The sequence below is a fragment of the Psychrobacter sp. AOP22-C1-C5 genome, from assembly GCF_052378885.1.
GTDB lineage: Bacteria > Pseudomonadota > Gammaproteobacteria > Pseudomonadales > Moraxellaceae > Psychrobacter.
Window position 1 is genome coordinate 202,178 of sequence record NZ_JBQSYC010000001.1, and the last position, 23,454, is coordinate 225,631.

Consider the following 23,454-nt stretch of genomic DNA (forward strand, 5'->3'; position numbering starts at 1 on the left):
GTTATAATCTTTACTAAATAACCTTATTTTCTGGAGTTATCATGGCAGCGCAATCTACAGCACTTGTAATCAATCTTGATCAGCTAGGAAAAGACGATATTGAGATGGTCGGTGGCAAAAATGCCTCGCTTGGCGAAATGATCAGCCATCTTTCTGATTTGGGCGTCAGTGTTCCAGGCGGCTTTGCCACAACTTCAAACGCGTTCAATCGCTTTTTGACAGAAACGGGCTTGCTTGACAAAATCAATAATGAGCTAAAAACATTAGACGTAAACGATGTCAACAAGCTTGCTGCTACTGGTAAAAAAATCCGTACTTGGATTATCGAGCAAGAGCTGCCAAAAGATCTTGAGCAAGAAGTGCGCCAGTCATTTGAAACCATGAGTGGCGGCGAAGACATCGCAGTAGCGGTACGTTCGTCTGCAACTGCTGAAGACTTGCCAGATGCCTCATTTGCAGGTCAGCAAGAGACCTTCTTAAACATTCGCGGCATTGATAACATCCTTATTGCTATTAAAGAAGTATTCGCTTCACTTTATAACGACCGTGCTATCTCTTATCGTGTCCATAAAGGTTTTGAACACGAAGGTGTGGCGCTATCTGCCGCTGTACAGCGCATGGTGCGTTCAGAAACTGGCGCTGCGGGCGTTATGTTTACCCTAGATACTGAAAGTGGTTTTGATCAAGTAGTGTTCATCACCTCAAGCTATGGTCTTGGTGAAATGGTTGTACAGGGTGCGGTAAACCCAGATGAGTTCTACATCTCAAAGCGTTTACTAGAAAATGGTAAGCCTTCAGTGATTCGTCGTAATCTAGGCAGCAAGCACAAGAAAATGATCTATGGTGATGAAGGCAGTACCACCAAATCAGTCAAAACAGTCGATGTTGAAAAACAAGATCGCATGCAGTTTTCTTTGTCTACCGAAGAGCTAACCTCTCTTGCCAAACAAGCCATGACGATCGAAAAGCATTATGGTCAAGCGATGGACATCGAATGGGCAAAAGACGGCGACAGCGGTGAAATCTTTATCGTTCAAGCACGCCCTGAGACTGTGAAGAGCCGCCAAGACAGCAATGTCATGGAACGTTATATCATTAACACAACTGACGCCAAGATTTTATGTGAAGGCCGCTCAATCGGTCAACGTATTGGTTCAGGTAAAGTTCGCATCGTTACTAACCTAAATGAGATGGACAAAGTAGAAGAAGGCGATGTCTTGGTATCAGACATGACGGATCCTGATTGGGAACCAGTCATGAAGCGTGCTTCTGCCATCATTACCAATCGCGGTGGCCGTACTTGTCACGCTGCTATTATTGCTCGTGAGCTTGGTGTGCCAGCCATTGTTGGTTGTGGTAATGCCACGGAACTATTGGTTGACGGTCAAGACGTAACTGCTTCTTGTGCCGAAGGCGATACTGGTTTCATTTATGAAAGTCAGATTGATTTTGAAGTACAGACCAACTCTGTAGAGTCTATGCCTGAGCTTGCGTTCAAAGTAATGATGAACGTCGGTAACCCAGACCGCGCCTTCTCGTTCACACAAATGCCAAACGAAGGTATTGGTCTTGCGCGTCTTGAATTTATCATCAATCGTATGATTGGTGTGCATCCAAAAGCCTTGCTAAACATGAACAGCTTACCACGTGAAATCTCACAAGCCATTCATGAGCGTATCGCTGGTTATGCATCACCAGTTGACTTCTACGTTGACAAATTGGTCGAAGGTATCTCAACCTTAGCGGTCGCTTTCATGGATCAACCAGTTATCGTCCGTATGTCAGATTTTAAATCAAACGAATATGCTAACTTGCTTGGCGGTAAGTTGTATGAGCCATCAGAAGAGAATCCAATGCTTGGTTTCCGTGGTGCTAGCCGCTACGTCTCTGATAACTTCCGCGACTGTTTTGAGCTTGAATGTAAAGCGCTCAAACGTGTCCGTGATGAGATGGGCCTAACCAACGTCGAGATTATGATTCCATTCGTACGTACGGTTGGTGAAGCCAAAGAAGTCATCGAATTACTTGGAAAGAATGGTCTAAAACGTGGTGAGAACGGCCTACGCGTCATCATGATGTGTGAGCTACCAACCAACGCACTGTTAGCAGAAGAGTTCCTAGAACACTTCGATGGTTTCTCAATCGGCTCTAACGATCTAACTCAGCTAACCCTTGGTCTTGACCGTGACTCAGGTATCGTCTCACATCTATTTGATGAGCGTGACCCTGCCGTTAAGAAGCTATTGTCTATGGCAATCGATGCATGTCGTAAGCAAAACAAATACGTTGGCATCTGTGGTCAAGGTCCTTCAGATCATCCAGATCTTGCTTACTGGCTTATGGAACAAGGCATTAATTCAGTGTCATTGAACCCAGACTCAGTGCTTGACACTTGGTTCTTCTTAGCGGGTGAAGAAGCAAAATAAGCCGTCACGTTAAGTCACAGCGGTAATTCACACAGTCGTTAAAGACACATCTTTTAGGGTCTATTTGATTTTTTCGAATAGACCCTAATATAATGACTTAAGATATGACTAACTATGCAGGCAATTATGCAGATTTTCCTTGCTCGAAATAACGTACAAGCTGGTCCATACGATTTGGAGCAGCTTAATATCATGTTGGCATCTGGTGAAGTACTGCTGGATGATTTGATGTGGCATGAAGGCTTAGATCAATGGCAACGTGTCGGCAATTTAACCAACAATCAGACTGTCTATCGACCTACTAATATTGGTACTACAGACGTCAATGACTCTATCATCAATAACGTCACGATCTTCCCAGAAGATAAAGTCAGCAATGACCAAGACAATAAGTCAGTATCGTTAGATAGATTATATGGTAAGCCTGAACGTCCAAAAGACACGAATAAAAACGCGAAAGTAGACATGACAGCCAACCGTCATCAAGCGTCGCCTAATAACGTGTCTTTAGGCAAGACTACCCTAAAGAAGTCTGCCACTGGTAATGACAAGGTCGTTGGTGATCTTGTCCTTGCGCCCATCATGTCGCGAATACTGGCAACTGCCATCAACGGTCTTCTGTATTTATTGGCTATCGTCCCACTAGTGATGGCATTGACCAAAATGGATGTGGATTATAGCAAGTTCCAAAATATCCAAGATATGGACGCCGCTTATCAATACTCAATGACGCTGATGGAAAGCCTTCCTAGTAGCACACTGATGATGTCGCAAGTCATGGTCTTTGGATTATTTGCGCTGCAATTGGTATTTATTACTTTACGCGGTCAGTCATTAGGCAAACTGCTTACTGGTATTCGCGTTGTGGATCAAACCACTCACCGTCTGCCCTCGTTTATCAAATTAATTGGTATGCGTACACTGCTTCTCTTTATCATTTATAATTTATTATTTTCATTCACAAGTTTCTTAGGTTTTGTTGTTGTTGCTATCCATTATTACATGGCTTCTAAAAGTCCTGAAAATATCGGTTGGCACGACAAAATTGCGAAAACTTTGGTGGTAAAAGCGGATAGCAGTCAGTTGGTAAAAGAACCTAAGATTAAATAACATACTCCTTAGTTGGGCTATTATTGGCTTAGATATCAATAAGAACTTGTACTGTTAATGAGAAAGCAGCGTGCCATCGCTGCTTTTTTTATTGGCATGGTTATTTTTTTATTGGCATAACGGTTACTACTATCCTCCACTTCATTGCCTTTCTATTTTGTTCGCAGTGCTTTAGTGATTAACCTTTGTGTTAATGGTTAAGTACTGTTATAATACGGCGCTTTATAAACTAAGCTTATCCTTTGCTATATTTGCCAAGAATTAGGCTTACCTTATAAATCTCCTTGCTATTAACATAGGGTTAATAGCTACTAATCCGTAAGGAGTCATAATGCGACATTACGAACTGGTGTTACTTGTACACCCAGACCAAAGCGACCAAGTGGTTGGCATGGTTGAGCGCTACATCAAGTTAGTTCAAGACAATAACGGTGTTATCCATCGTTTAGAAGATTGGGGCCGTCGTCAACTAGCTTACCCAATCAACAAGATTCACAAAGCTCATTACGTTCTTTTCAACATTGAAACTGACGGCGAGACTTTGGCTGAACTTGAAGAATTATTCCGTTATAACGACGCGATCATTCGTAGTTTAGTTATGCGCCGTGACGAAGCTGTCACTGAAGAGTCGCAGTTAGCCAAGAATGCCGATGAAAAACGCGCACGCAAAGCAACTACTCGTCGTCCCGACCATCGTGAAAACGATCATGACGACAACGACAACAGTGAAGACTAATTAAAGGAGAATACTCATGGCACGTTTCTATCGCCGTCGCAAATTCTGCCGTTTCACTGCTGAAGGCATCACTCACATCGATTATAAAGATGTTGAATTGCTAAAACAGTACATCAGTGATAATGGTAAAATCGTACCAAGCCGTATTACCGGTACCTCTACTAAATATCAGCGTCAGTTGGCCACTGCTATTAAGCAAGCTCGCTATCTTTCGCTACTTCCATACACTGATAACCATCAAGGTTAACCGTTAACTAGGAATGACTCATGCAAATTATTTTGTTACAGCGTATCGTCAACCTTGGTAAACTCGGTGAGACTGTCGATGTGAAACCAGGTTACGGACGTAACTTTCTTATCCCTCAGGGCAAAGCACTACCTGCTACTAAAGCTAACGTTGAAAAGTTCGAAGCACGTCGTGCTGAACTTGAAGCTGAAGAAGCAAAAGAAATCGCTGTTGCTCAAGAACGTGCTGATGCGTTAACTGACGTTAATGTAATCATGCGTGCTAAATCAGGTGACGAAGGCAAGCTATTTGGCTCTATCGGTACTCGCGATATCGCTGAAGCGTTGACTAACTCAGGTCTAGAAGTTGACCGTGCAGAAATCAAGCTTCCTGAAGGCACTTTACGTCAAGTTGGCGAATACAATGTTGATATTCAGCTACACCATGACGTTACTGCTAGCATCTTAGTTACTATCCTATCTGAAGATGGTAATGACGAAGATCTAGAAGAAGAAGAAGTTGCAGACGAAAACGAAGACTATTCTGAAGAGTAATCTTTTGCATATCTAAGTTCAGTCTACATAAAAACCAGTAATGTCAAGTTGCTGGTTTTTTTACGTCTTCATTTTGGTAATGTGAGGCTTTCATCATCCAAATGTTTTGAGAAATTATTTTAATCTAACTTTATTTTTTAAAACTAGCATCATGTATACAAGGAAATTCAACTAAAATCTGCCCTCTGCTTCTTATATTCACAATGACATATTCTGGTAACTATCTGCAATGAATAAACTAAAAAGTTTATACTTAACAATAAGATACTGTTTATAAAGTCATCTTTATTATTATCAATTGAGTTGGTATCCTATTTTCATCTTAATCACCGATAAGGCATTAAACATGATAAATACCAATGACATAAACACTGATGACAAATTATTATGTGTAAGAGGTAATGATTTTTACTCAGAAGGTGAGGTTTATACAGTTGGAAGAATTGTGAATAACAAATATTTCCAGCTATTGACTGGTGATAATGCAGACCATTGGTATGCAACATTAGATGATAAAGGTATCTATGTGAGCTTTGACTCTGTGACAGCTAAGAACAGTAAGGCTTGGTTTGACAAGATTGCTTAGATATTCAAGTATCTGTTAGGTACAACTATTTTTAAAATTTTGGTCATAATATATGACCATTTTTTTTGGCTAAAAATCTAAGCGACTGCTTTCTAAATAGTTTACAGAACGTGGCCACTGGGTAGCTACTCTCGGTACATCCTGTTCGTACGCAATCATCTTGGCAGCGTTGATCCACCCTGCATGACCGACAGCTAATATGGGTTTATTATCTCTCTCAGCATTGCTTTCAACCGTTCTAGCACGAATCCAGCTTTCAGCGCGCTCAAATAATTGATGCAAATTTTCACCATTGTCAGGAGCAAAATAAGCGAAGTTATGACACCAGTCATCAATTTCTTGCTGAGAAATCTGTTCCCAAGGGCGACCGTCCCATTTGCCAAAGTTAATTTCGGCAAGCTCAGGCGCGACTTTATATTGGAAACCACGTTGCGCCAGTATTTGTCCAACGCCTAATGAACGTTGTAAGTGACTTACCCAGACAATTTTAGGCAATCGATGCAGACGTACAAAGCGCTCGACTTTATTAGCAAGACGTTTGAGTTTACGTTTATCTACCGCGATGTCCGTCTGCCCAATGCAAATACCTTTTGCAGCAATTGGCTTTGGGTGACGCCAAATATAGAGAATCATTAATATCCACTTTTACTGTCTTTAAAATCTTAAATAAATGGTACCGATGCCACAAGTCCCATATATATCGCAACTTCACTGAGCTGCTGCGTTGCTCCTAGTCCATCACCAGTATAACCATCAAGTCGCCTGCGTAATAACCGCCGCATATAGTCCGTGGCTATTAGGGCAAGTAATAAAGCTAAAAGCCATTGACCAAGCTCGATTTGCTGCATGGCATTGGGAAGTATGAGCCCCACTAACATCCCTGCCAACAGTAGCCATCCGCTACTTAATAGTCCCTGTAACGGCGTCAACTGCTGTGCCATCGGTTTGGCTTTGGCATGTTCTATCTCACCGCCATAAGGCAACAAAGCAAGCAGACTGATACATAGCAAACGCGAAGCAGTATGACCGATAATGAGGGCGACAATAGCAACCGATAACGGCATGGAAGCCAATAAGGTAATTTTTAGTAATAGTGCTGAAACTAGGCCCAAAACGCCATAGGTGCCCAAACGTGAATCTTTCATAATAGTTAACGTACGCTCGCGAGTCAGGCCACCACCCAACCCATCGCAGCTATCAGCCAGGCCGTCTTCATGGAAAGCACCCGTGAGCTTAATACCAAATGCCGTACTGATCACCGCCGCAACCAGTGGAGTGAATAAAGCACTACTAAGCCAAAATACGCCAGCACAAAGCAATCCAACCAGCAAACCTACCGCAGGGAAATGACGGCTACTCTGATGCAACCATTGCGGATCATAACTGGTAAATGATGGTACTGGCAGTCGCGTTAAAAACTGTATGGCGACCAGTAGTAACCGGTATTCATGCTTTATAAGATGTACGATCGTTGGTCGAGACAAAGATTTTTTTGACATTTTTGGTTGTTTGAAAGACGGTGACATTAGTGATTTTGCTCACTGATACCAGCATCATTAAAACTTGCCATTTCTTTAACAATGGCACATGCTGATTGGAGTAGCGGATAAGCGAGCGCCGCCCCGCTGCCTTCTCCTAGACGCATGCCCATGTCTAGTAACGGTTGAGCATTTAATTGCTTTAATAAGTGCGTATGGCCTGGCTCGACCGAGTGATGGGCAAATACAGCATACTGTGCGACACCTGGTGCTAAACGCTCAGCGACTAACAAGGCCACACTGGCAATAAAACCATCCATTAAAAGAATACGGCGTTCACTGGCTGCCTGAATCAGCGCACCTGCCATCATCGCAATCTCTAGTCCACCTAATGCCGCGAGCGCTGCTAATGGTGCTTTTGCCTCGCTATGACGCTCTAATACTTGCGTTAAAATATTTTTCTTGTGCTGTAATCCTACATCATCGAGACCCGTACCACGACCAATGCAATCAGCAATAGGTATATCACCCAATCTTGCTAATAATAAACTGGCGGCAGAGGTATTACCAATGCCCATCTCTCCCACAATCAATAGATTGCCCGGTAAATTTTCTACCACCCTCATGCCGTTCTGTAGCGCCGCCAAGCATTCACCCTCTGTCATGGCAGGCCCTGTTAGCGCGTCGCGGCTACCATGACGAACTTTATAGTCCAGCAGTTGCGAATGCGGTGCAAAATCTGTATCTACCCCAGCATCGACTACTTTTAGCTCTATGTTATGCTGGCGCGCCAATACATTGATCGCCGCACCTCCTTGCAAAAAGTTATATACCATTTGCGCAGTAACGGCACTAGGATAAGCAGATGTGCCATGCTTGGTTAAGCCATGATCAGCAGCAAATACTCGGATCTGTGGATACGCAATCTGCGGTGCGGTTGTTCCTTGAATCATACCCAACTGCAATGCCAGCACCTCTAATCGTCCAAGCGCACCAAGCGGCTTGGTTTTTAGGTCAATTATTTGCTGTAGTTGCTGACGTAGTGCATTATTTTCTATGTTGGCTATCGTAGGTACAGTGAATACGGTCAAGGGAGACATCCTAATATTGGTACACATCAAATAAAACCATATACTAGCAAAGTATAACGTTCTTGCCATTAACAAAGTCATATCTGGGCCGAATAGATTTCCTAGTAGCGCGTATTTGCGATAGAATATGCCCCTTTAAAAATACATATCCCTATTGATGCCGAGCTAAGCAAAAGCTGCATGGATAATTAACGAAGATATCAACCATATAGAGGCAGTAATGATCGTATTTTGGCTTGTGCTGACCATCATTTTTATTATTTTCGCCACTGCGAAATTAAAATGGCATCCTTTTTTAGTTTTAATATTATCAGCTTTTTTGGTAGCACTGTTTTACCAAGTACCGCTTAACACTGTCGCTAAGACTATCTCTGATGGCTTTGGTGGTATCTTAGGTTATATCGGCTTGGTAATTGTGTTTGGTACTATTATCGGTTTAATTCTTGAAAAGACAGGTGCTGCTATTGTCATGGCAGAATCCGTTATCAAAGTTTTGGGGCCACGCTTCCCGACTTTGACCATGTCTATCGTTGGTGCAGTGGTGTCAGTCCCCGTATTTTGTGACTCAGGCTACATCATTTTGAACTCCTTAAAGGAGTCGTTGGCCGAGCGCTTAAATGTATCTAGCGTGGCGATGAGTATCGCTTTGGCAACAGGCTTATATGCGACCCATACCTTCGTGCCACCGACACCAGGTCCGATTGCGGCAGCCGGAAACTTAGGGCTAGAGTCGAACTTAGGCTTGGTCATCATGGTCGGTGTGGTTGTAACAGCCGTTGCCGTATTAGCAGGCTGGTGGTGGTCAAATCGTTTTCTTAATGCAACGCCTGACAATATAGATGCCGCAGACTCACCTGCAGCGGTCATGCCCGATGGTATGAAAACACGCGACGACTATCAGAGTCTGCCCTCAGCAGCGATGGCATTTTTACCTATTATCGTCCCTATCGTATTGATCTGCTTATCGTCTGTTGCCAATCTTCCGAGCGCGCCCTTTGGTAGCGGCATGCTGACAGATATCTTAGTGTTTATTGGTAATCCGCTTACCGCGCTACTCATTGGTCTATTTTTATCCTTTTTGCTCATTAACACTGACCAAAAAACTCAGCAGATTAGTGACAGTATCTCACAAGGATTAGTGGTGGCTGCGCCCATTCTATTAATCACGGGTGCGGGCGGCGCATTTGGTGCCATGCTAAAAGTGACTCCGATTGGCGATTATTTGGGTACGACTTTATCGGCATTAGGACTCGGTATCTTTATGCCATTTATCGTGTCTGCTGCCCTAAAAACAGCGCAAGGCTCAACCACAGTTGCTTTGGTTACTACGTCTGCGATGGTTGCTCCTTTATTGAGTCAAATTGGTCTTGATAGTGAGCTTGGCCGTGTATTCACCGTAATGGCCATTGGTGCAGGTGCAATGACTATCTCCCATGCGAATGACAGCTTCTTTTGGATTGTCAGCCAATTTAGTCGAATGAGTGTCTCACAAGCTTACAAAGCTCATTCAGTGGCTACTGGTATTCAAGGCGTGACCAGCATCGTGTTCATCTGGTTATTGACATTGGTATTTATTTAAAATAGTAGAGTGAATGCCCGTAGTGGCAAGTGCGCTAACAAGTAAATTGCTTAACGGTTTGTACTTAGCTGCTTTTGAATAATCACTATTACTGACATGCGCCTTCACTGAAATGCTCAAAGGATTTTCATGAAAATTTTAATTGCCCCCGACTCGTTCAAAGAAAGCTTAGAGGCATTGGATGTCTGCCATGCCATTCAGTCTGGATTTAGTCAGGTGTTTCCAAACGCTGATTATACGTTGCTACCTATGGCTGATGGCGGTGAAGGTACTTCTGCAGTATTGTCGTACGTGTTAGGTGGACGCTGGAAAGAAGTGCACGTCCATGATCCTCTAATGAGACCAATCACCGCAAAATACTTATTGTTACCCAATGCGACAGCTGTCATTGAAGTTGCCCAAGCTTGCGGATTGCATCTATTGACCGTCGCAGAGCGTAATCCTTTGATTGCTAGTACTTATGGCGTCGGTGAGCTTATCGCTGACGCTTTAGGTGAAGGCGCCAAACGTATCATTATCGGTCTGGGCGGTAGTGCAACCAATGACGCAGGTCTTGGTATGCTGACAGCGCTTGGCATGAAGTTTCATGACATAGATGAAAATGTTCTGGGTCATGGTGGTGGCGCGCTTACCAGCTTGCATCGGTTAGACAACACCGGCTTTCATGCAAGTGTACTCGATACGGTCTTTGAAGTGGCTTGCGATGTGACCAATCCATTATGTGGTGAATTAGGAGCAAGTGCTATCTTTGGGCCACAAAAAGGCGCTTGTCCGCAACAGGTTACTGACTTGGACAAAGCGTTAAGTCATTTTGCTACTGTATGTGATCAACATGGCTATGAAAGATGTCAAGAGGTAGCAGGTGCAGGTGCAGCAGGCGGTCTCGGCTATGCACTCATGAGCTTTTGCCGCGCTCAGTTGAAGTCGGGTTTTGACACTGTCGCCGAAGTTGCCAGCTTATCGCAACATATCGCTGATGCTGATCTTGTCATTACTGGCGAAGGTAAACTTGATACGCAAACAGCCATGGGTAAAGTGGCAGGCGGCATCAGTCAACTTGCCAAAGCAAGCCAGACACCAGTCATTGCTATTTGTGGTAGCGTTGATGGGTTAAAGCCTGCGCAGACCACTCAATTCGATGTTGTCATGCCTAGTATTCAAAGAATAGACTCCATTGATAATGTACTAAGCGCGGCTTATCACAACATTGAAACCACCGCTGTCAACATCGCCGCTGCCATGCGACTGGGTCAAAACCTAAGATAGCTGATTTTTTTACCGCATGAAAAAGGACATGATATTAATATCATGTCCTTTTTTTGTTTTTATGCTTATATTGATCCAAATGTGATAGCAACCTAATTACTCAGCAGCGATAGCAATCATCTCAACCAATAGCTCAGGACGTGCCAATGCCGACTCACCGCAAGCACGCGCAGGTGGTTGTATCCCTTCAAACCATTTATCCCATACTTCATTCATAGCCGCAAAGTCTGACATATCTTTTATCCAAACAGTGACTGATAGCAGTTTTGATTTATCGCTACCGACTTCCTCTAACAATGTCTGTATTTTTTCTAAACAAGTCAATGTCTGAGCTTGAATATCGTCTTCAGCGTTGCCTACTTGACCGCATAGATAGACAGTCTGGTTATGAACCACGATCTTACTCATGCGTTGGTTGCTGTGTAATTTTTTCATGGTGTTTACTCCTCAATTTATAAATTTATAACCGTACAGACTCAGTCAAGTACGACATTAATTAGAAAAGCGCTCGGCACTAAACGGTGCAAGATCGACCAGTAATGGCTTTTCATGAATCATCTCTTCAACAAGACGACCAGTCATAGGCCCTAGTGTAAAACCTTGATGGCTGTGACCAAAAGCAAACCACAATTTGTCATGTTTATTTGCAGGGCCAATCACAGGCTTCATATCAGGCATACAAGGACGTGAACCTGCCCACGCTTCGCTCTCTACCGCATCTTCTAATGGTAAGATTTTTTTGGCGAACTTCAGTACTGTTTTGAGCTGACCAAAGTTTTTTGGTGCATTCATTGTGGTCATCTCAGCTCCAGTCGTGATACGAATGCCTTGCTGCATAGGTCCCATGACGAACCCTTTGTCCATATCAAACATACTATGAGTGATCGTATTTTTATCAGTGACTTTAAAGTGCTGATGATAACCGCGCATTGGGAATAATGGCAAGTCATAGCCAAGCGGTCTGATCAAATCATTCGACCAAGGCCCTGCTGCAATCACTAGCTTGTCGCTATAATACGTCTCGCTATCAGTAACGATTTTCCAGCCATCAGCATCTTGTACGATGTCTTTTACATCGCTCTCTTTAATCGTACCCTGCATGTCTTGGAAATTCTTGGCATACGCTTTTACCAATGAGCTTGGGTTAGATACTTGCCATGAGTTAAGCCAATGAATCGCACCAACAAAATCATCAAAATTGGCGCTTGGTTCCATCGCTTTTAATTCTTCAACGCTTAATACATTGTGCTCAACCCCTTGCTCGCGGGCTTCTATCGCTAAAGCAATGGCTTCTTTCAACGTTTCTTCAGAGCGATGCAATTGCAACCAACCTTTGCGGGTAATCAGCTCATCAGCGCCAGATGCACTAATCATCGTTTGATGCTCACTGGTGCAATGCTCAATCAGGGTCTGCCACTCAGATTCGATCTTTTTGACTGACGCAGGCGTAGAGTATTTCCAGTACTGAAGCAGCGCTTGGTGATAACGCAAAATCGCTGGAATACGATAGCGAATATCCGTCCCTTGATTGGGTAATACTCGGATCATCTCCGTCAGCTGACGAGGAAAAGGATGGGTGTGAATCGCTTCACGCTGAATCAAGCCAGCATTACCATACGACGTCTCTGACCCTGGTAGTTTCTTGTCTAACAGCAACACGTTTGAATTATTTTTTTGTAAATGCCACGCAATTGAGGTACCAACCATACCTGCACCGATAACGATCACTTCATAGCGCATAACCTGTCCTTCTCATAGGATATTAATACAGTGTGTCAAAACATAGGGGTCTAAAATATAAGGTGGTAATATAACGTATTGCGCTGAATATTAAACCCTTATCTAAAAAATATTTTTGCTACAGTATATTTTTAGTTATGTGTTTGACAAGAGAATACCTTTAAAAGGAATAATAAGGATAAAAAGGGGCATGATGGGATAAATTTTCCTAGTTTGCGGTTGTGTTGCAGATAGAGGCTTTGAAAAATTCATTCCAGCAATTAGCTATCAGATGACCATTAACAGCCGCCCAGTCACCACCAAACTGGATCATGATTTTCTGTAATGGGCTTTTTAATCGTTTCTACCTTAACCTTGTCTTTGGGTAGCTCAGCGATAAAACGCGAGGCTTTATCAAAGTATCCTGAGTAGCTAGAGAAGTAATCTGGCGCGGTCAAAAACAGACGATGCTTAGCGCGGCTACAAGCCACATAAAACAGCTTGCGCTCCTCTTCTAGCTCTTCAAAGTCACTCAGTGAGCGATAATGCGGCATCATACCATCGACCAAAGAATTGACGAATACCACTGACCATTCAAGCCCTTTTGCACTGTGAATCGTAGAGATGGTCAATTTGTCATTATCCTCTTCTCCATGATCAGGCATGCCTTTGGTAGCAACTGAATCATTAGGTGGATCAAGCGCTAGGTTTTCTAAGAAACTGTCGAGACTGTCATGCTCTATCGCTAAGTTTGTGAGGACACGAAAATCTTCACTACGCTCGCGCCAGTTGTCTTCATTGATTTTTAAAATGGGTATATAAAATTCAAGAATTAGCTCAATAATAGTCTCAACGGAATCTGCTTGGCTGGCCTTATTTAAGACCGCATGAAGTGGTGCAAGCTGTGTGCTTTTTTTGGCAAATTTTGCGGTTAATAACGGCTCAAAAGAATTGTTATGGGCAGTAATGGCTTGGGTTAAGCGTGTCGCTGTGACAGCCCCTACCCCTTTAAATAGCGTCAAAATACGATGCCAGGAAATCGTATCGTTGGGGTTATAGAGTATCTTGACGAATGCCAATACGTCCTTAATATGACGTCTCTCAATGAACTTGATACCGCCTACGACAATGAAGGGTATGCGGCGCTCCATAAACTCCAGCTGTATGTAGTTGGACTGAAAAGACGTCCGACATAAGACCGCAAAATCCTTGTAATCGTACTCTGACTTTAGCGCTAGGACATTATCAGCGATATACTTTGCTTCTTTGGTCTCATTACTTAAACGGCAAAAAGTCGGCTTTACCCCTTCTATGGGTGCCTCTGAGTACAGCTGCTTTTGATAGCCTAAAGTAATGTGCTCTGACAACGCATTGACGTAATTTAAAACCGCGGGCGTACTGCGATAGTTTTGCTCAAGCTTAATCAGTTTGGCATCAGGATAGGTCTCACCAAACAACAGAATGTTTTCGTAATTGGCACCGCGAAAAGCATAAATACTTTGATTGTCATCACCGACCACCATCAATGACACCGACTCAGATTGACAAATGAGGTCGATCAGCTCTTTTTGCGGAATATTGGTATCTTGATACTCATCAACCATGAGGTAACGATATTGGCTTTGCAAAAGACCACGAAACTTATCGTTGTTTCGTAAATGGCGCACGACTTGACCGATAATGTCGTCAAAATCGTATAAATGATTGGCGCGCTTGTATTCGTGGAAATCGATGGCTAACTGTTCAATGGTAGGAATATGTACGGCAATATCAGGATAGCTACTTTCAATCAAATCTCGAATTAAGATGCGTCGATTTCTAGAGGTTGAAAAGATTTTTTGCAAGGTCTTTTTGCGCGGAAAAGCCTGATTGGTTATTTTGAGCGGATATTTTTTTTCTTTACTGATCAAATCGATGGCGTCTTCACTGTCACCCGTATCCAAAATAGTAAACCGTGGATTGATACCAAGCAGTCCTGAGTATTGACGGAGTACCATATTACAAAATGAATGAAAGGTGCCGCTAGTAATTTCGTTTAATCCCTTGCCCTCTTGCACATCATCATCGATACGACTGCTTGCCAGCAACGTCTTGGCGCGACCTTTGATTTCATTGGCGGCTTTACGGGTAAAGGTCAGTAATAAAATCTCTTTGGGCGATACCCCATTTTCTATTAAGTAGCTGGTTCTATACGTCAAGGTTTTAGTCTTACCAGAGCCTGCTCCAGCGATGACCAATACCTTCCCTTCGATCGTGGTGGCAGCCAATAGCTGGTTGGCATTCAACTCACTAGCGTAATCCACTTTTAAACCTAAATGACTGGCAAGCCTTTGATTTAATATATCAGTCTCGGCACTTATCAAATTGACTTCAAGTTTTTCAATTGCTCGCTCAAGGCGTACAAGCTTGGGTTTCATCTCAACAAAGTTTTGCGGATAAGTATAATGGTGTGTGTCAAAAATCGTGGGTTTCATTATAGGGTATTGCCTTTGATGGGGTTTGTAGCTCGCTCAATACTGAGATCAATGCTACTAAATAATCGTTTAGCGTAAGCAATAAGTGATAGCTTATCATAATCGTGTCAGCCTCAAACCTCACAGAAACCGACTCACGAAAATCCGCTTATCCATTATAACAACCTCACCCATATTGGGTTAAATTTGCTACAATATGCCCAATTTTGATTTACTATTTGACCAAGTTGTCTATCAACTGATTTTATTACTATATTGAGAGAACGTTATGGGTTTTAATTGCGGCATCGTCGGTCTACCAAACGTGGGTAAATCCACCCTGTTTAACGCCTTGACCAAAGCGGGAATCGCCGCTGAAAACTTTCCATTTTGTACCAAAGATCCCAACACAGGTATCGTACCTGTGCCAGATCCACGTCTAAAGAAATTGGCTGATATCGTCAATCCTGAGCGCATATTGCCAACGACGATGGAGTTTGTGGATATCGCAGGTCTGGTCGCTGGCGCATCAAAAGGTGAAGGCATGGGTAACCAGTTCCTAGCCAATATCCGTGAGACAGATGCGATCGCACACGTGGTACGCTGCTTTGATGATGACAACGTCGTACACGTTGATGGCCGCGTAAGCCCTATTGACGATATCGAAACCATCAATACTGAATTGGCATTGGCAGATTTAGAAGCGGTTGAGCGCGCCATAATGAACTTAACCAAAAAAGCCAAAGGTGGCGATAAAGACGCTCAGGCCATGCTGGATGTGTTCAAAAAAATCGAACCGTTATTGGCAGAAGGTAAAGCGGCGCGCGCAGCCAATCTTGATGATGACGAGAAAAAACTCATCAGAAGCTATGGTTTGATTACATTAAAGCCAACTATGTATATCGCTAACGTGAGCGAAGACGGCTTTGAAAACAATCCTTACCTAGACGCAGTCCGTAACTACGCCACTGGCGAAGACTCTATCGTCATTGCTTTGTGCAACCAAATTGAATCTGAAATCGCCCAGCTTGATGAAGACGATAAAAAAGACTTCTTGGCTGAGATGAACATGGAAGAAGCAGGTCTTGATCAAGTGATTCGTGGTGGTTATGATTTGCTTGATATGCAGACTTACTTTACCGCTGGCGTAAAAGAAGTACGTGCATGGACAGTCGCTATTGGTGCCACAGCGCCACAAGCGGCCGGTGTGATTCACACGGATTTTGAGCGCGGCTTTATTCGTGCTGAAGTCATTGCTTATGACGATTTTATCGAGTATAACGGTGAAAAAGGCGCAGCGGCTGCTGGTAAATCACGTTTAGAAGGTAAAACCTATATCGTACAAGATGGCGATGTGATGCATTTTAGATTCAACGTGTAATATACCGTCAATCCAAAATAAAGATGGTACATACAATCGTTGTGTTCTACTGGTATCAATTTTCCTTGCTGGCTGTTCGCAAGCGTAACAGATGCTTTGCAAAATTTACCCCAGTAGAAACATACTTTCTTTAAAATGGGTTGATTCTATTCTGACTTCAATGTAAAAACCAATGTAGAGCAATCTATGTTGGTTTTTTTTATACCTTATATGTTATATTATAACGTAACTAATTATGCTCTCACATTCTCTCACTTTTATATTTATATAGGCATTTTCCATGATAGCGCTTACTCGTACTCATTCTAAAACTGCTCTACTTTGCTTTGCTTTTCTATTGGCTGGTGCAGGCTGCGAACAAAAAGCCGATACCACACAACAGGATACTGACGTTGCTACCACAGAAGCAACTACGGATACGGCACACGACGAACAAGGGCATGCAAATCATGATGATCACGAACACGGCCATGAGGGACACAGTCACGAAGAGAGCAGTCACGAGCAAGGTCATGATCACAGTCATGAAGGACACAGCCATAATGACGCGGACATGACCACTTATAACTGCCAGCCCGAACAAGTCATCAAGGCCCATTACGATCCTGCAAATGATCCTCAATCTGCCACTAGCGCACACTTATTGATCGATGGGGTTGAATATGACCTAACTGCAATGACAGCGTCTACTACTAATGCTGGTACGACGTATGAGACTGATATTGGTATCACTGACGAGTCGGGCATGAGATGGAAATTAAATACGGACGCAACCAAAGCCGTATTAAGCAATAAAACACTGGGTAGTAGCGTCGCTGAAAGTGATGAAACAGTATTGTTTGATTGCCAAAAAACAGATGGTTAAGACGTCTAAAACTTTTTCATAAACTGTTTATTTCATCTCATAGTCAAGTCGATATAAAAAATAGTCAGCGTGACTGGGATAAATTTTTTGCAGCCTTTGTCAGCAACGACACAGTGAGCAAGAAAAATTCTTACCAGTCATGCATTATTATGTCGTATATCTATTTTATTGAGTTTCCACTATTTCCTTGCTAAACATCATTTATTATTCATCAGTATTTACTCCATACACATTGTCGTTGTCTGATCATAAAACAGGCAACGACAACAGATGAACCGACGCGACTATTTTGCTATGCTAAGAAGCAACATAATAAAAACCGTCAGCTCATCATTGGGATAATTATAATAATGTCTAACCACCAATCATCTTCAAACGCGACCACACAATGGTCGCATCTGCTCAGCGCACAACGACTCGGCTCAACCAAAACACCAAAAATAGGTGAAACAGCGCGTTCGCACTTCCATAAAGATTACGACAGACTGGTTTTCTCCCACTCCTTTCGCCAGCTTAATCAAAAAACCCAAGTCCATCCATTGACCAATCAGCTCGGCATTCACACGCGCTTAACACATTCCCTTGAAGTCTCTTGTATTGGACGCTCTTTGGGCATGATGGCTGCAGAAAAACTTCATGATAAATTAAACAGCGGTCTACCAGCTGGCGTCTCGCCTGCTGACGTTGGCGTCATTGTTCAAGCAGCATGTCTCGCTCACGATATCGGTAACCCACCATTTGGCCATGCGGGAGAATACGCGATTCGGGATTGGTTTAGACGTCCTGAGCCTCAAGCCTTTTTGCAAAACCTGAGCATCGATGAGCAGTTAGATCTCTTGGCATACGAAGGCAATGCCCAAGGGTTTCGACTGTTAGTCCGCAACGAACATCATCCGGATAAGGACGGTATGCGCCTAACCTGCGCAACCTTGGGTGCTTTTATGAAATACCCTTGGCTTGCGACTCACAGTAATGATGTAAGTGCCCAAAATATCGGCAATGATGTACAAAAATTTGGTTGTTTTTATAGTGAGGCATCGCAATTAGAAGCGTTGGCAGCTAGCCTGCACTTACCTCGCTCAGAGCAACATGAGGGCTTTGCCCGTCATCCTTTGGCTTACCTTTTAGAAGCGGCAGACGATATCTGCTATGCACTGATAGATTTAGAGGATGGCATTAACCTCAATATGCTAACCTACGCTGATGTAGCCAGCATTTTTTATGAATTGATTGGCGAGCGTCCCAGCAGTATTCATCTTCCAGCACATATGTCAGTCAGGCAAAGCCTAGCATCATTGCGGGCGCGCGCTATGATGCGTCTGGTTAATACAGTGACGGACGCTTTTGTCGCCAATAATGATGCCATGCTGGCTGGAACACTTAATGGAAGCTTGTTTGCCCATTGTGAAGCCGACGTGCAAAATGGCATCAATCGAGCCAAGCAGTTGGCACGTGACCAGATATTTAATCATCCAAGTAAAGTCAGAATGGAGCTGATGGCCAATCAATGTTTGCACCGTCTACTAGACGCTTTTATGCCGCTCGCTTGGATAGGCGGGCAAACAGATGCCACGTCATCTTCTATGTCTTTTGAGCAGCAGCGTCTACTTAGATTGCTACAGCCCCACCTTGATGAGCATCGCCGCGAGTTGTCAGACAACCACTATCATAATGTTTTGAATATTTTAGATTTTATTACGGGTATGAATGATCATGAAGCGTATCGCTTGGCGCAGGAGTTACAAGGTCATTGGGGAACTGTGGTTTAATAGATGCTTATGTAATAAACGATGGTTTAGTAGATTAAAACAAGTTGTGGATTTCAGTCGTATTTGTGTGCTGAAATGAGTATGATAAACCCCTACTGGATAATTTTGAAACATTATGAGCAGTCGCGAACAAAAGAAACTACAGACTCGGCACGCCTTTTTTAATGCAGTGCTTGATTTATGTATGACAGGGCAGTCTTTTAGCTCTATTAGCCTCAGACAGGTAACCCGTGAAGTGGGCGTTGTGCCGACTGCGTTTTATCGACATTTCGATGACATGGAGTCACTTGGTCGCGCCTTGGTGGTAGAAGAGCTGGGCGGTACACTTGCCATATTAAGTGATAGCTTGCAAATCGGCCGCAAACGCAGCTTCGATCGCCAAATTGCTAAGAGCATTCAGCTGTTTTTGTACATGGTCAGCGATCAGCCTTATTACTGGCAGTTTTTGGTCAGTGAGCGTTATGGCGGTTCAGAAGCCGTGCGTAAAGCCATTAATGAGTTGGTCAAAAAGCACGCGCACAGCTTAGCTGAAGATCTTGCCTTACAGCCCGCATTTACGCACATCAATACTTATGACCGTCGCTTATTGGCTGAGGCTGGCGTCAATATGTTCTTTTCTTGGATCATCGATTGGCTAGAATTGACTTACACTGAAGATCATGACGATGAGATTGATTTAAATGTGATTGAAGAAAACAAGCAGCTTATGCTTCACAACTGTACCCGCCAAGCGCAAATGCTGTTTTATGGCGCCTACAACTGGAAGTCGAGCGAAGAGACGCGCTTAAAAGATTAAAAATCAATTCTTAAACACTATTTAAAAGTTGGGTCGAAAAGCCCAAAGGCGCTGCGTCACTACTTTCACGTCTTTGGGCTTTTTATCATTTCCCGCAGCATTACTGGGATTAGAATTATTACTGTTAGGGCTGTTGTTGGGGCTACCGTTATTAGCATTACTGTTATTTACCGTCTCATTATTATCAATAGGTGTTTTGCGAATCAATACTGTGGCAAAACGCTGCCTTGCTTGACTGGCATTTACCTCAACACTCGCATTGTCAGTTGCAGTAATCAGCGCTAGAAATGCTTGACTGTCCACTGCCAATAATGGCGTAAGCTCTTTGCGCTTCGTTTCCTCAACACTGCTTAAGACTGGCAACTGCCACACATCATCAACAGACGCAAGCGCCTGCTTAGATCTCATCTCAACAAGTCCTTGCATTTGCTCGCTAGTAGCGCTGTCTACGAGTGCAGCTAATATAACAGGGCTGGCAGTATTGACGTTAATAGGCAGATAATAAGGGGCTACCGTAATGTAAGGGCGTAGTGTGGTTAATACCTCAGCCGTGACGCCTTGAACGTCTTGCAACTGCTCGATACTTAAAAACGGCTGATTTGGCAAGGCTTTACTTCCAGTAGCATTCAACTGCTCAGCATAAACTGTACTTTCGTTGCCGCCATCTTCATGCACTTCACCGTCCGTATCTTGATAATCAAGTACCGCGATGGCAATTTCAGGTTCTACATTCAATTGAGTCAAAAGCCTTTGAAATACGGCCAACGCGGCAGTATCAACTGCACCATTTTGATATAGGTTATTGATGTTAAAACGGCTAGCTTCATCACGTAATTCGATGGCAATACTATGCGTACCTAGGCTATAAGGCGGTATGGGCTGCGCCCAAATATCATGCTCACTGTCCGTATCGTTTAACTTATCATCAGCACGAATCATCGTGATGGCCAACTGCTGACCTGCGTTGATATCTTGCAATAACTGGTCTTGATCAAACAATAAACCACTACGCCTAATGGCAATTTTTTGGCTTGCCAGCATCGCCCCTGCAACCACAGTAATACTGACCACCAATAATAAGATCGTGAGCAGCGCAACGCCGCGCTGAGACTGCGCTGTCATTGACATAAATAGCCTGAATTATCGACCGTGTGACACTTTTTTGGTACTGCCTTTTTTATAAAGGCTGCCTTTTTAATTGCTACTGCTTTCTCAATCATCGTTTGCCACATCATTATTAGCGGTATCACTACTATTGCCATTGTCATTACTGCTGTCGTTCGACCCGTTATTACTAGCATTATCGCTGTTACTGTTGTCGCCATTGCCATTAGGAACATTTTGACTACTAAGACGCGGTATCGGTTGCGGAGTCAGTGCCCATTGCCAAGTGATAGGCATGTCTTCATGAGTAAAACTCAACGCAACTCCTTTGGGTAATAACGGCGTGTCGGAGCCAATCTGTGCGCCTGCGATACCAGCCGTTTGTCCAGAGGTTCTATTCGTATTATTACTACTATCTTCTTTAGGAAATTTGGCGCTCAATTCTGGTAAATAGGCTTGCCAGCGCCCAGCCGTGATGCCTTCGAGCAAAACGCTATCTAAGCTCACGCCATCACGCTCGCCATTGATACTGGTGTATTGACGTCGAATTAAGCGCTCATCCACAAACACGTATTCGATGTGCTGTATGCTAGCACTGCTTTGATAACGCGGATCAGGATCGGCAAAACGCATAAAACTGATATGCTCACCGTCTAAGCTCATAAAAGGCTTAGGCGCTATCTGATTTGTTTGGTTGCCGTCATTAATAGGATCATTTGCAATACCTTCTCCTTCAATACCAGCTGCTTGGTAAGGAATGATTTGACCCATATCCTGCTGCAATTGCAAATAGGCATATTGCAATACTGCTAAATGATCAGCATGGAATTGTGCTCGTTCACGAGCGCGATTGACGCCATCAAACACCTGCCAGCCCGCCACCGCTAGCATTGCAAATATGGCCATGGCAACCATCAGCTCAAGTAGTGTAAATCCACGCTGTTGCCTCACGGATTACCTCCCTCCACACTACCTAAATCCAAACTGCCAATCTCTTGCTTGCTATTGCTTAACAGTACATCAATATCCGTCACTACAGGACGCGTCTGACCCTCTATAATAGGAGCGATGGCAATGTTCACTTTTTTTAGTGCAGGTGTGATGGCATCACTGACTGTCATTACTACTTGCCAGTCACGGCCTTGAGCATTGATAGTTTGAGTGCGATTTGCCGTCAGCCATGTATCTTGGATACGCAAGTCAGCGGCTGCATTCTGAGCAACAAAGTGTGCTAGCGTACGAGTACGTAATACGTCGACAGAGCTTAGATAAGCACTACTCGCACGGCTGGCAGCGACAGCGACCACTGCCAAAATAGCTAAAGCAACCATTACCTCAATTAAGGTAAAGCCTTTTTCGCGCTTAGACATAGAAGACGCAGGTTTGGCCCCAGTAGTAAGTGATTTGGAAAAAACAGTCATCTGTTATGACCCCTGGTCTATCGTCATACTGCCATCGGGCATAATCGTAATCACCTCACCCACCAATCGTGAGTTATGAATCACCTCAATGGTCACGGGAGCGGCTTGCCCAGTACCAAACCACAAGACCTGTGGCACCGTTTGATCGGCAAACCATGGTTGTAGCTGTCTTTGTTCAGCAGTAGATGAGCTACCAGATGCCAAGCTTTGTACCCTTAAGCTAACACCAGCAGGCAGTTCGGGCAAGCTGACTTCTGGCTCGACCTCCCAGCTCGGTGTGGGCTTCTGATCGTCAATCGTATTTGACATACGAGTCAGATCCGCAGACAACTCCATGGCATTTTTAGGCTGGCTGTCCATACTATGTGGCGTCTTATCTACAGTTTGATAGGCAACATAGGGATTAGATAAGGTGACGATTACAGGTACTACTTGGCCTTGTTTATCCGCCTGTAAGCTCAAACCCATTGGTTGCATACGCTCAGCAGATAGCAGTCGAACGTAACCCAATGAATCAGTAAGATGCTCATAAAAGGCACGGTTTTTGCGGGACTCACTGCTACCAACCGACAAGCTCATCATGCCAGCAAATATGGACAGGATGACCACCACGACTACGATTTCAACGAGGGTAAAACCCGTTTGCGTTTGAGAAAATTTTGAAAAATTAGGAGGGCATAAACAAGGGGGTTTTAACGAAAGGTTATCACTGCCGCAAGAACGACATAATGACTGAATACTTGTCCTATTGGACAGTAAATCTTTATGGGCTGAGCCTACGTAACAAATGGCCGATGAGCTGGACTGAGCCTTGACAGTGACCGGCATATTGCACCTGTAAGCCTATAAATAAGTAGGTTGTCGTATGTAAAATGGAATGGATGCCGTAGAAAA

22 protein-coding genes are annotated in these 23,454 nt (G+C 43.7%); 12 read left to right on the forward strand and 10 right to left on the reverse strand.

Annotation, left to right across the window (positions count from 1 at the left end; translation table 11 throughout):
• The first annotated feature begins 41 nt into the window (after window positions 1-41).
• The 6 genes from ppsA (at window position 42) to ACT3TH_RS00785 (ending at window position 5,638) form a co-directional block, all read left to right on the forward strand.
• Window positions 42-2,426 (forward strand): phosphoenolpyruvate synthase, encoded by a 2,385-nt coding sequence (gene ppsA / locus ACT3TH_RS00760; protein ID WP_444753953.1) that lies wholly within the window; start codon window positions 42-44, stop codon window positions 2,424-2,426.
• Window positions 2,427-2,540: 114 nt separating this feature from the next.
• Window positions 2,541-3,536 carry an RDD family protein gene (locus tag ACT3TH_RS00765; protein WP_444753954.1) on the forward strand — a complete coding sequence of 332 codons (996 nt, stop codon included), beginning with the start codon at window positions 2,541-2,543 and terminating at the stop codon, window positions 3,534-3,536.
• 331 nt (window positions 3,537-3,867) lie between these two features.
• Window positions 3,868-4,272, forward strand: coding sequence for a 30S ribosomal protein S6 (rpsF, locus tag ACT3TH_RS00770; RefSeq protein WP_444753955.1), 405 nt, complete (start codon window positions 3,868-3,870; stop codon window positions 4,270-4,272).
• A gap of 16 nt (window positions 4,273-4,288) precedes the next feature.
• Entirely contained in the window at window positions 4,289-4,519 is a 231-nt protein-coding gene (rpsR, locus tag ACT3TH_RS00775; protein ID WP_010198808.1) for a 30S ribosomal protein S18, read from the forward strand.
• Between the two features lie 20 nt (window positions 4,520-4,539).
• Window positions 4,540-5,052, forward strand: a complete 513-nt coding sequence (gene rplI, locus ACT3TH_RS00780) for a 50S ribosomal protein L9 (RefSeq protein ID WP_444753956.1) — start codon at window positions 4,540-4,542, stop codon at window positions 5,050-5,052.
• Window positions 5,053-5,398: 346 nt separating this feature from the next.
• A complete protein-coding gene (locus ACT3TH_RS00785; RefSeq protein ID WP_444753957.1) occupies window positions 5,399-5,638 on the forward strand; it encodes a hypothetical protein in 240 nt (79 codons plus the stop codon).
• A gap of 69 nt (window positions 5,639-5,707) precedes the next feature.
• Here ACT3TH_RS00785 and ACT3TH_RS00790 read toward each other — a convergent pair whose 3' ends face one another.
• From ACT3TH_RS00790 to cobT, 3 genes are read right to left on the reverse strand one after another with little or no spacing between them, the layout of a single operon-like run.
• Window positions 5,708-6,271, reverse strand: coding sequence for a histidine phosphatase family protein (locus ACT3TH_RS00790; protein ID WP_444753958.1), 564 nt, complete (start codon window positions 6,269-6,271; stop codon window positions 5,708-5,710).
• A 29-nt stretch (window positions 6,272-6,300) separates the two neighbouring features.
• Entirely contained in the window at window positions 6,301-7,137 is an 837-nt protein-coding gene (gene cobS / locus ACT3TH_RS00795; RefSeq protein WP_444753959.1) for an adenosylcobinamide-GDP ribazoletransferase, read from the reverse strand.
• A 26-nt stretch (window positions 7,138-7,163) separates the two neighbouring features.
• On the reverse strand, window positions 7,164-8,216 hold the full coding sequence (cobT, locus tag ACT3TH_RS00800; protein ID WP_444754264.1) for a nicotinate-nucleotide--dimethylbenzimidazole phosphoribosyltransferase: 1,053 nt from the start codon (window positions 8,214-8,216) through the stop codon (window positions 7,164-7,166).
• A gap of 211 nt (window positions 8,217-8,427) precedes the next feature.
• Here cobT and ACT3TH_RS00805 point away from each other — a divergent pair, with 211 nt between their 5' ends.
• Both ACT3TH_RS00805 and ACT3TH_RS00810 read left to right on the forward strand, forming a co-directional pair.
• Window positions 8,428-9,786, forward strand: a complete 1,359-nt coding sequence (locus tag ACT3TH_RS00805) for a GntP family permease (protein WP_444753960.1) — start codon at window positions 8,428-8,430, stop codon at window positions 9,784-9,786.
• Between the two features lie 129 nt (window positions 9,787-9,915).
• Window positions 9,916-11,052 carry a glycerate kinase gene (locus ACT3TH_RS00810; RefSeq protein ID WP_444753961.1) on the forward strand — a complete coding sequence of 379 codons (1,137 nt, stop codon included), beginning with the start codon at window positions 9,916-9,918 and terminating at the stop codon, window positions 11,050-11,052.
• A 96-nt stretch (window positions 11,053-11,148) separates the two neighbouring features.
• Here the strand turns inward: ACT3TH_RS00810 and ACT3TH_RS00815 are convergent, their stop codons facing one another.
• The 3 genes from ACT3TH_RS00815 to ACT3TH_RS00825 form a co-directional block, all read right to left on the reverse strand.
• Complete coding sequence (locus ACT3TH_RS00815) at window positions 11,149-11,487, reverse strand: RidA family protein (protein WP_444753962.1); 339 nt, start codon at window positions 11,485-11,487, stop codon at window positions 11,149-11,151.
• Window positions 11,488-11,544: 57 nt separating this feature from the next.
• Complete coding sequence (locus ACT3TH_RS00820; RefSeq protein ID WP_444753963.1) at window positions 11,545-12,792, reverse strand: NAD(P)/FAD-dependent oxidoreductase; 1,248 nt, start codon at window positions 12,790-12,792, stop codon at window positions 11,545-11,547.
• A gap of 293 nt (window positions 12,793-13,085) precedes the next feature.
• Window positions 13,086-15,245: an ATP-dependent helicase gene (locus ACT3TH_RS00825; RefSeq protein WP_444753964.1), complete on the reverse strand. Its 2,160-nt coding sequence runs from the start codon at window positions 15,243-15,245 to the stop codon at window positions 13,086-13,088.
• Window positions 15,246-15,513: 268 nt separating this feature from the next.
• On the opposite strand from ACT3TH_RS00825, the gene ychF reads away from it, so the two are divergent.
• From ychF to ACT3TH_RS00845, 4 genes are all read left to right on the forward strand, one after another.
• A complete protein-coding gene (gene ychF, locus ACT3TH_RS00830) occupies window positions 15,514-16,605 on the forward strand; it encodes a redox-regulated ATPase YchF (protein ID WP_444753965.1) in 1,092 nt (363 codons plus the stop codon).
• Window positions 16,606-16,885: 280 nt separating this feature from the next.
• Window positions 16,886-17,470 (forward strand): hypothetical protein, encoded by a 585-nt coding sequence (locus ACT3TH_RS00835; RefSeq protein ID WP_444753966.1) that lies wholly within the window; start codon window positions 16,886-16,888, stop codon window positions 17,468-17,470.
• 350 nt (window positions 17,471-17,820) lie between these two features.
• Window positions 17,821-19,239: a deoxyguanosinetriphosphate triphosphohydrolase gene (locus ACT3TH_RS00840; RefSeq protein WP_444753967.1), complete on the forward strand. Its 1,419-nt coding sequence runs from the start codon at window positions 17,821-17,823 to the stop codon at window positions 19,237-19,239.
• A gap of 115 nt (window positions 19,240-19,354) precedes the next feature.
• Window positions 19,355-20,035, forward strand: a complete 681-nt coding sequence (locus ACT3TH_RS00845; protein WP_346717542.1) for a TetR family transcriptional regulator — start codon at window positions 19,355-19,357, stop codon at window positions 20,033-20,035.
• 21 nt (window positions 20,036-20,056) lie between these two features.
• On the opposite strand, the gene gspK is transcribed toward ACT3TH_RS00845, so the two are convergent.
• From gspK to ACT3TH_RS00865, 4 genes are all read right to left on the reverse strand, one after another.
• Complete coding sequence (gspK, locus tag ACT3TH_RS00850) at window positions 20,057-21,163, reverse strand: type II secretion system minor pseudopilin GspK (protein ID WP_444753968.1); 1,107 nt, start codon at window positions 21,161-21,163, stop codon at window positions 20,057-20,059.
• 84 nt (window positions 21,164-21,247) lie between these two features.
• A complete protein-coding gene (gspJ, locus tag ACT3TH_RS00855; RefSeq protein WP_444753969.1) occupies window positions 21,248-22,090 on the reverse strand; it encodes a type II secretion system minor pseudopilin GspJ in 843 nt (280 codons plus the stop codon).
• A complete protein-coding gene (gene gspI / locus ACT3TH_RS00860; RefSeq protein WP_444753970.1) occupies window positions 22,087-22,560 on the reverse strand; it encodes a type II secretion system minor pseudopilin GspI in 474 nt (157 codons plus the stop codon). The genes gspJ and gspI overlap by 4 nt, the downstream gene beginning before the upstream one ends.
• Before the next feature lie 3 nt (window positions 22,561-22,563).
• On the reverse strand, window positions 22,564-23,388 hold the full coding sequence (locus tag ACT3TH_RS00865) for a prepilin-type N-terminal cleavage/methylation domain-containing protein (RefSeq protein ID WP_444753971.1): 825 nt from the start codon (window positions 23,386-23,388) through the stop codon (window positions 22,564-22,566).
• Window positions 23,389-23,454: the final 66 nt, after the last annotated feature.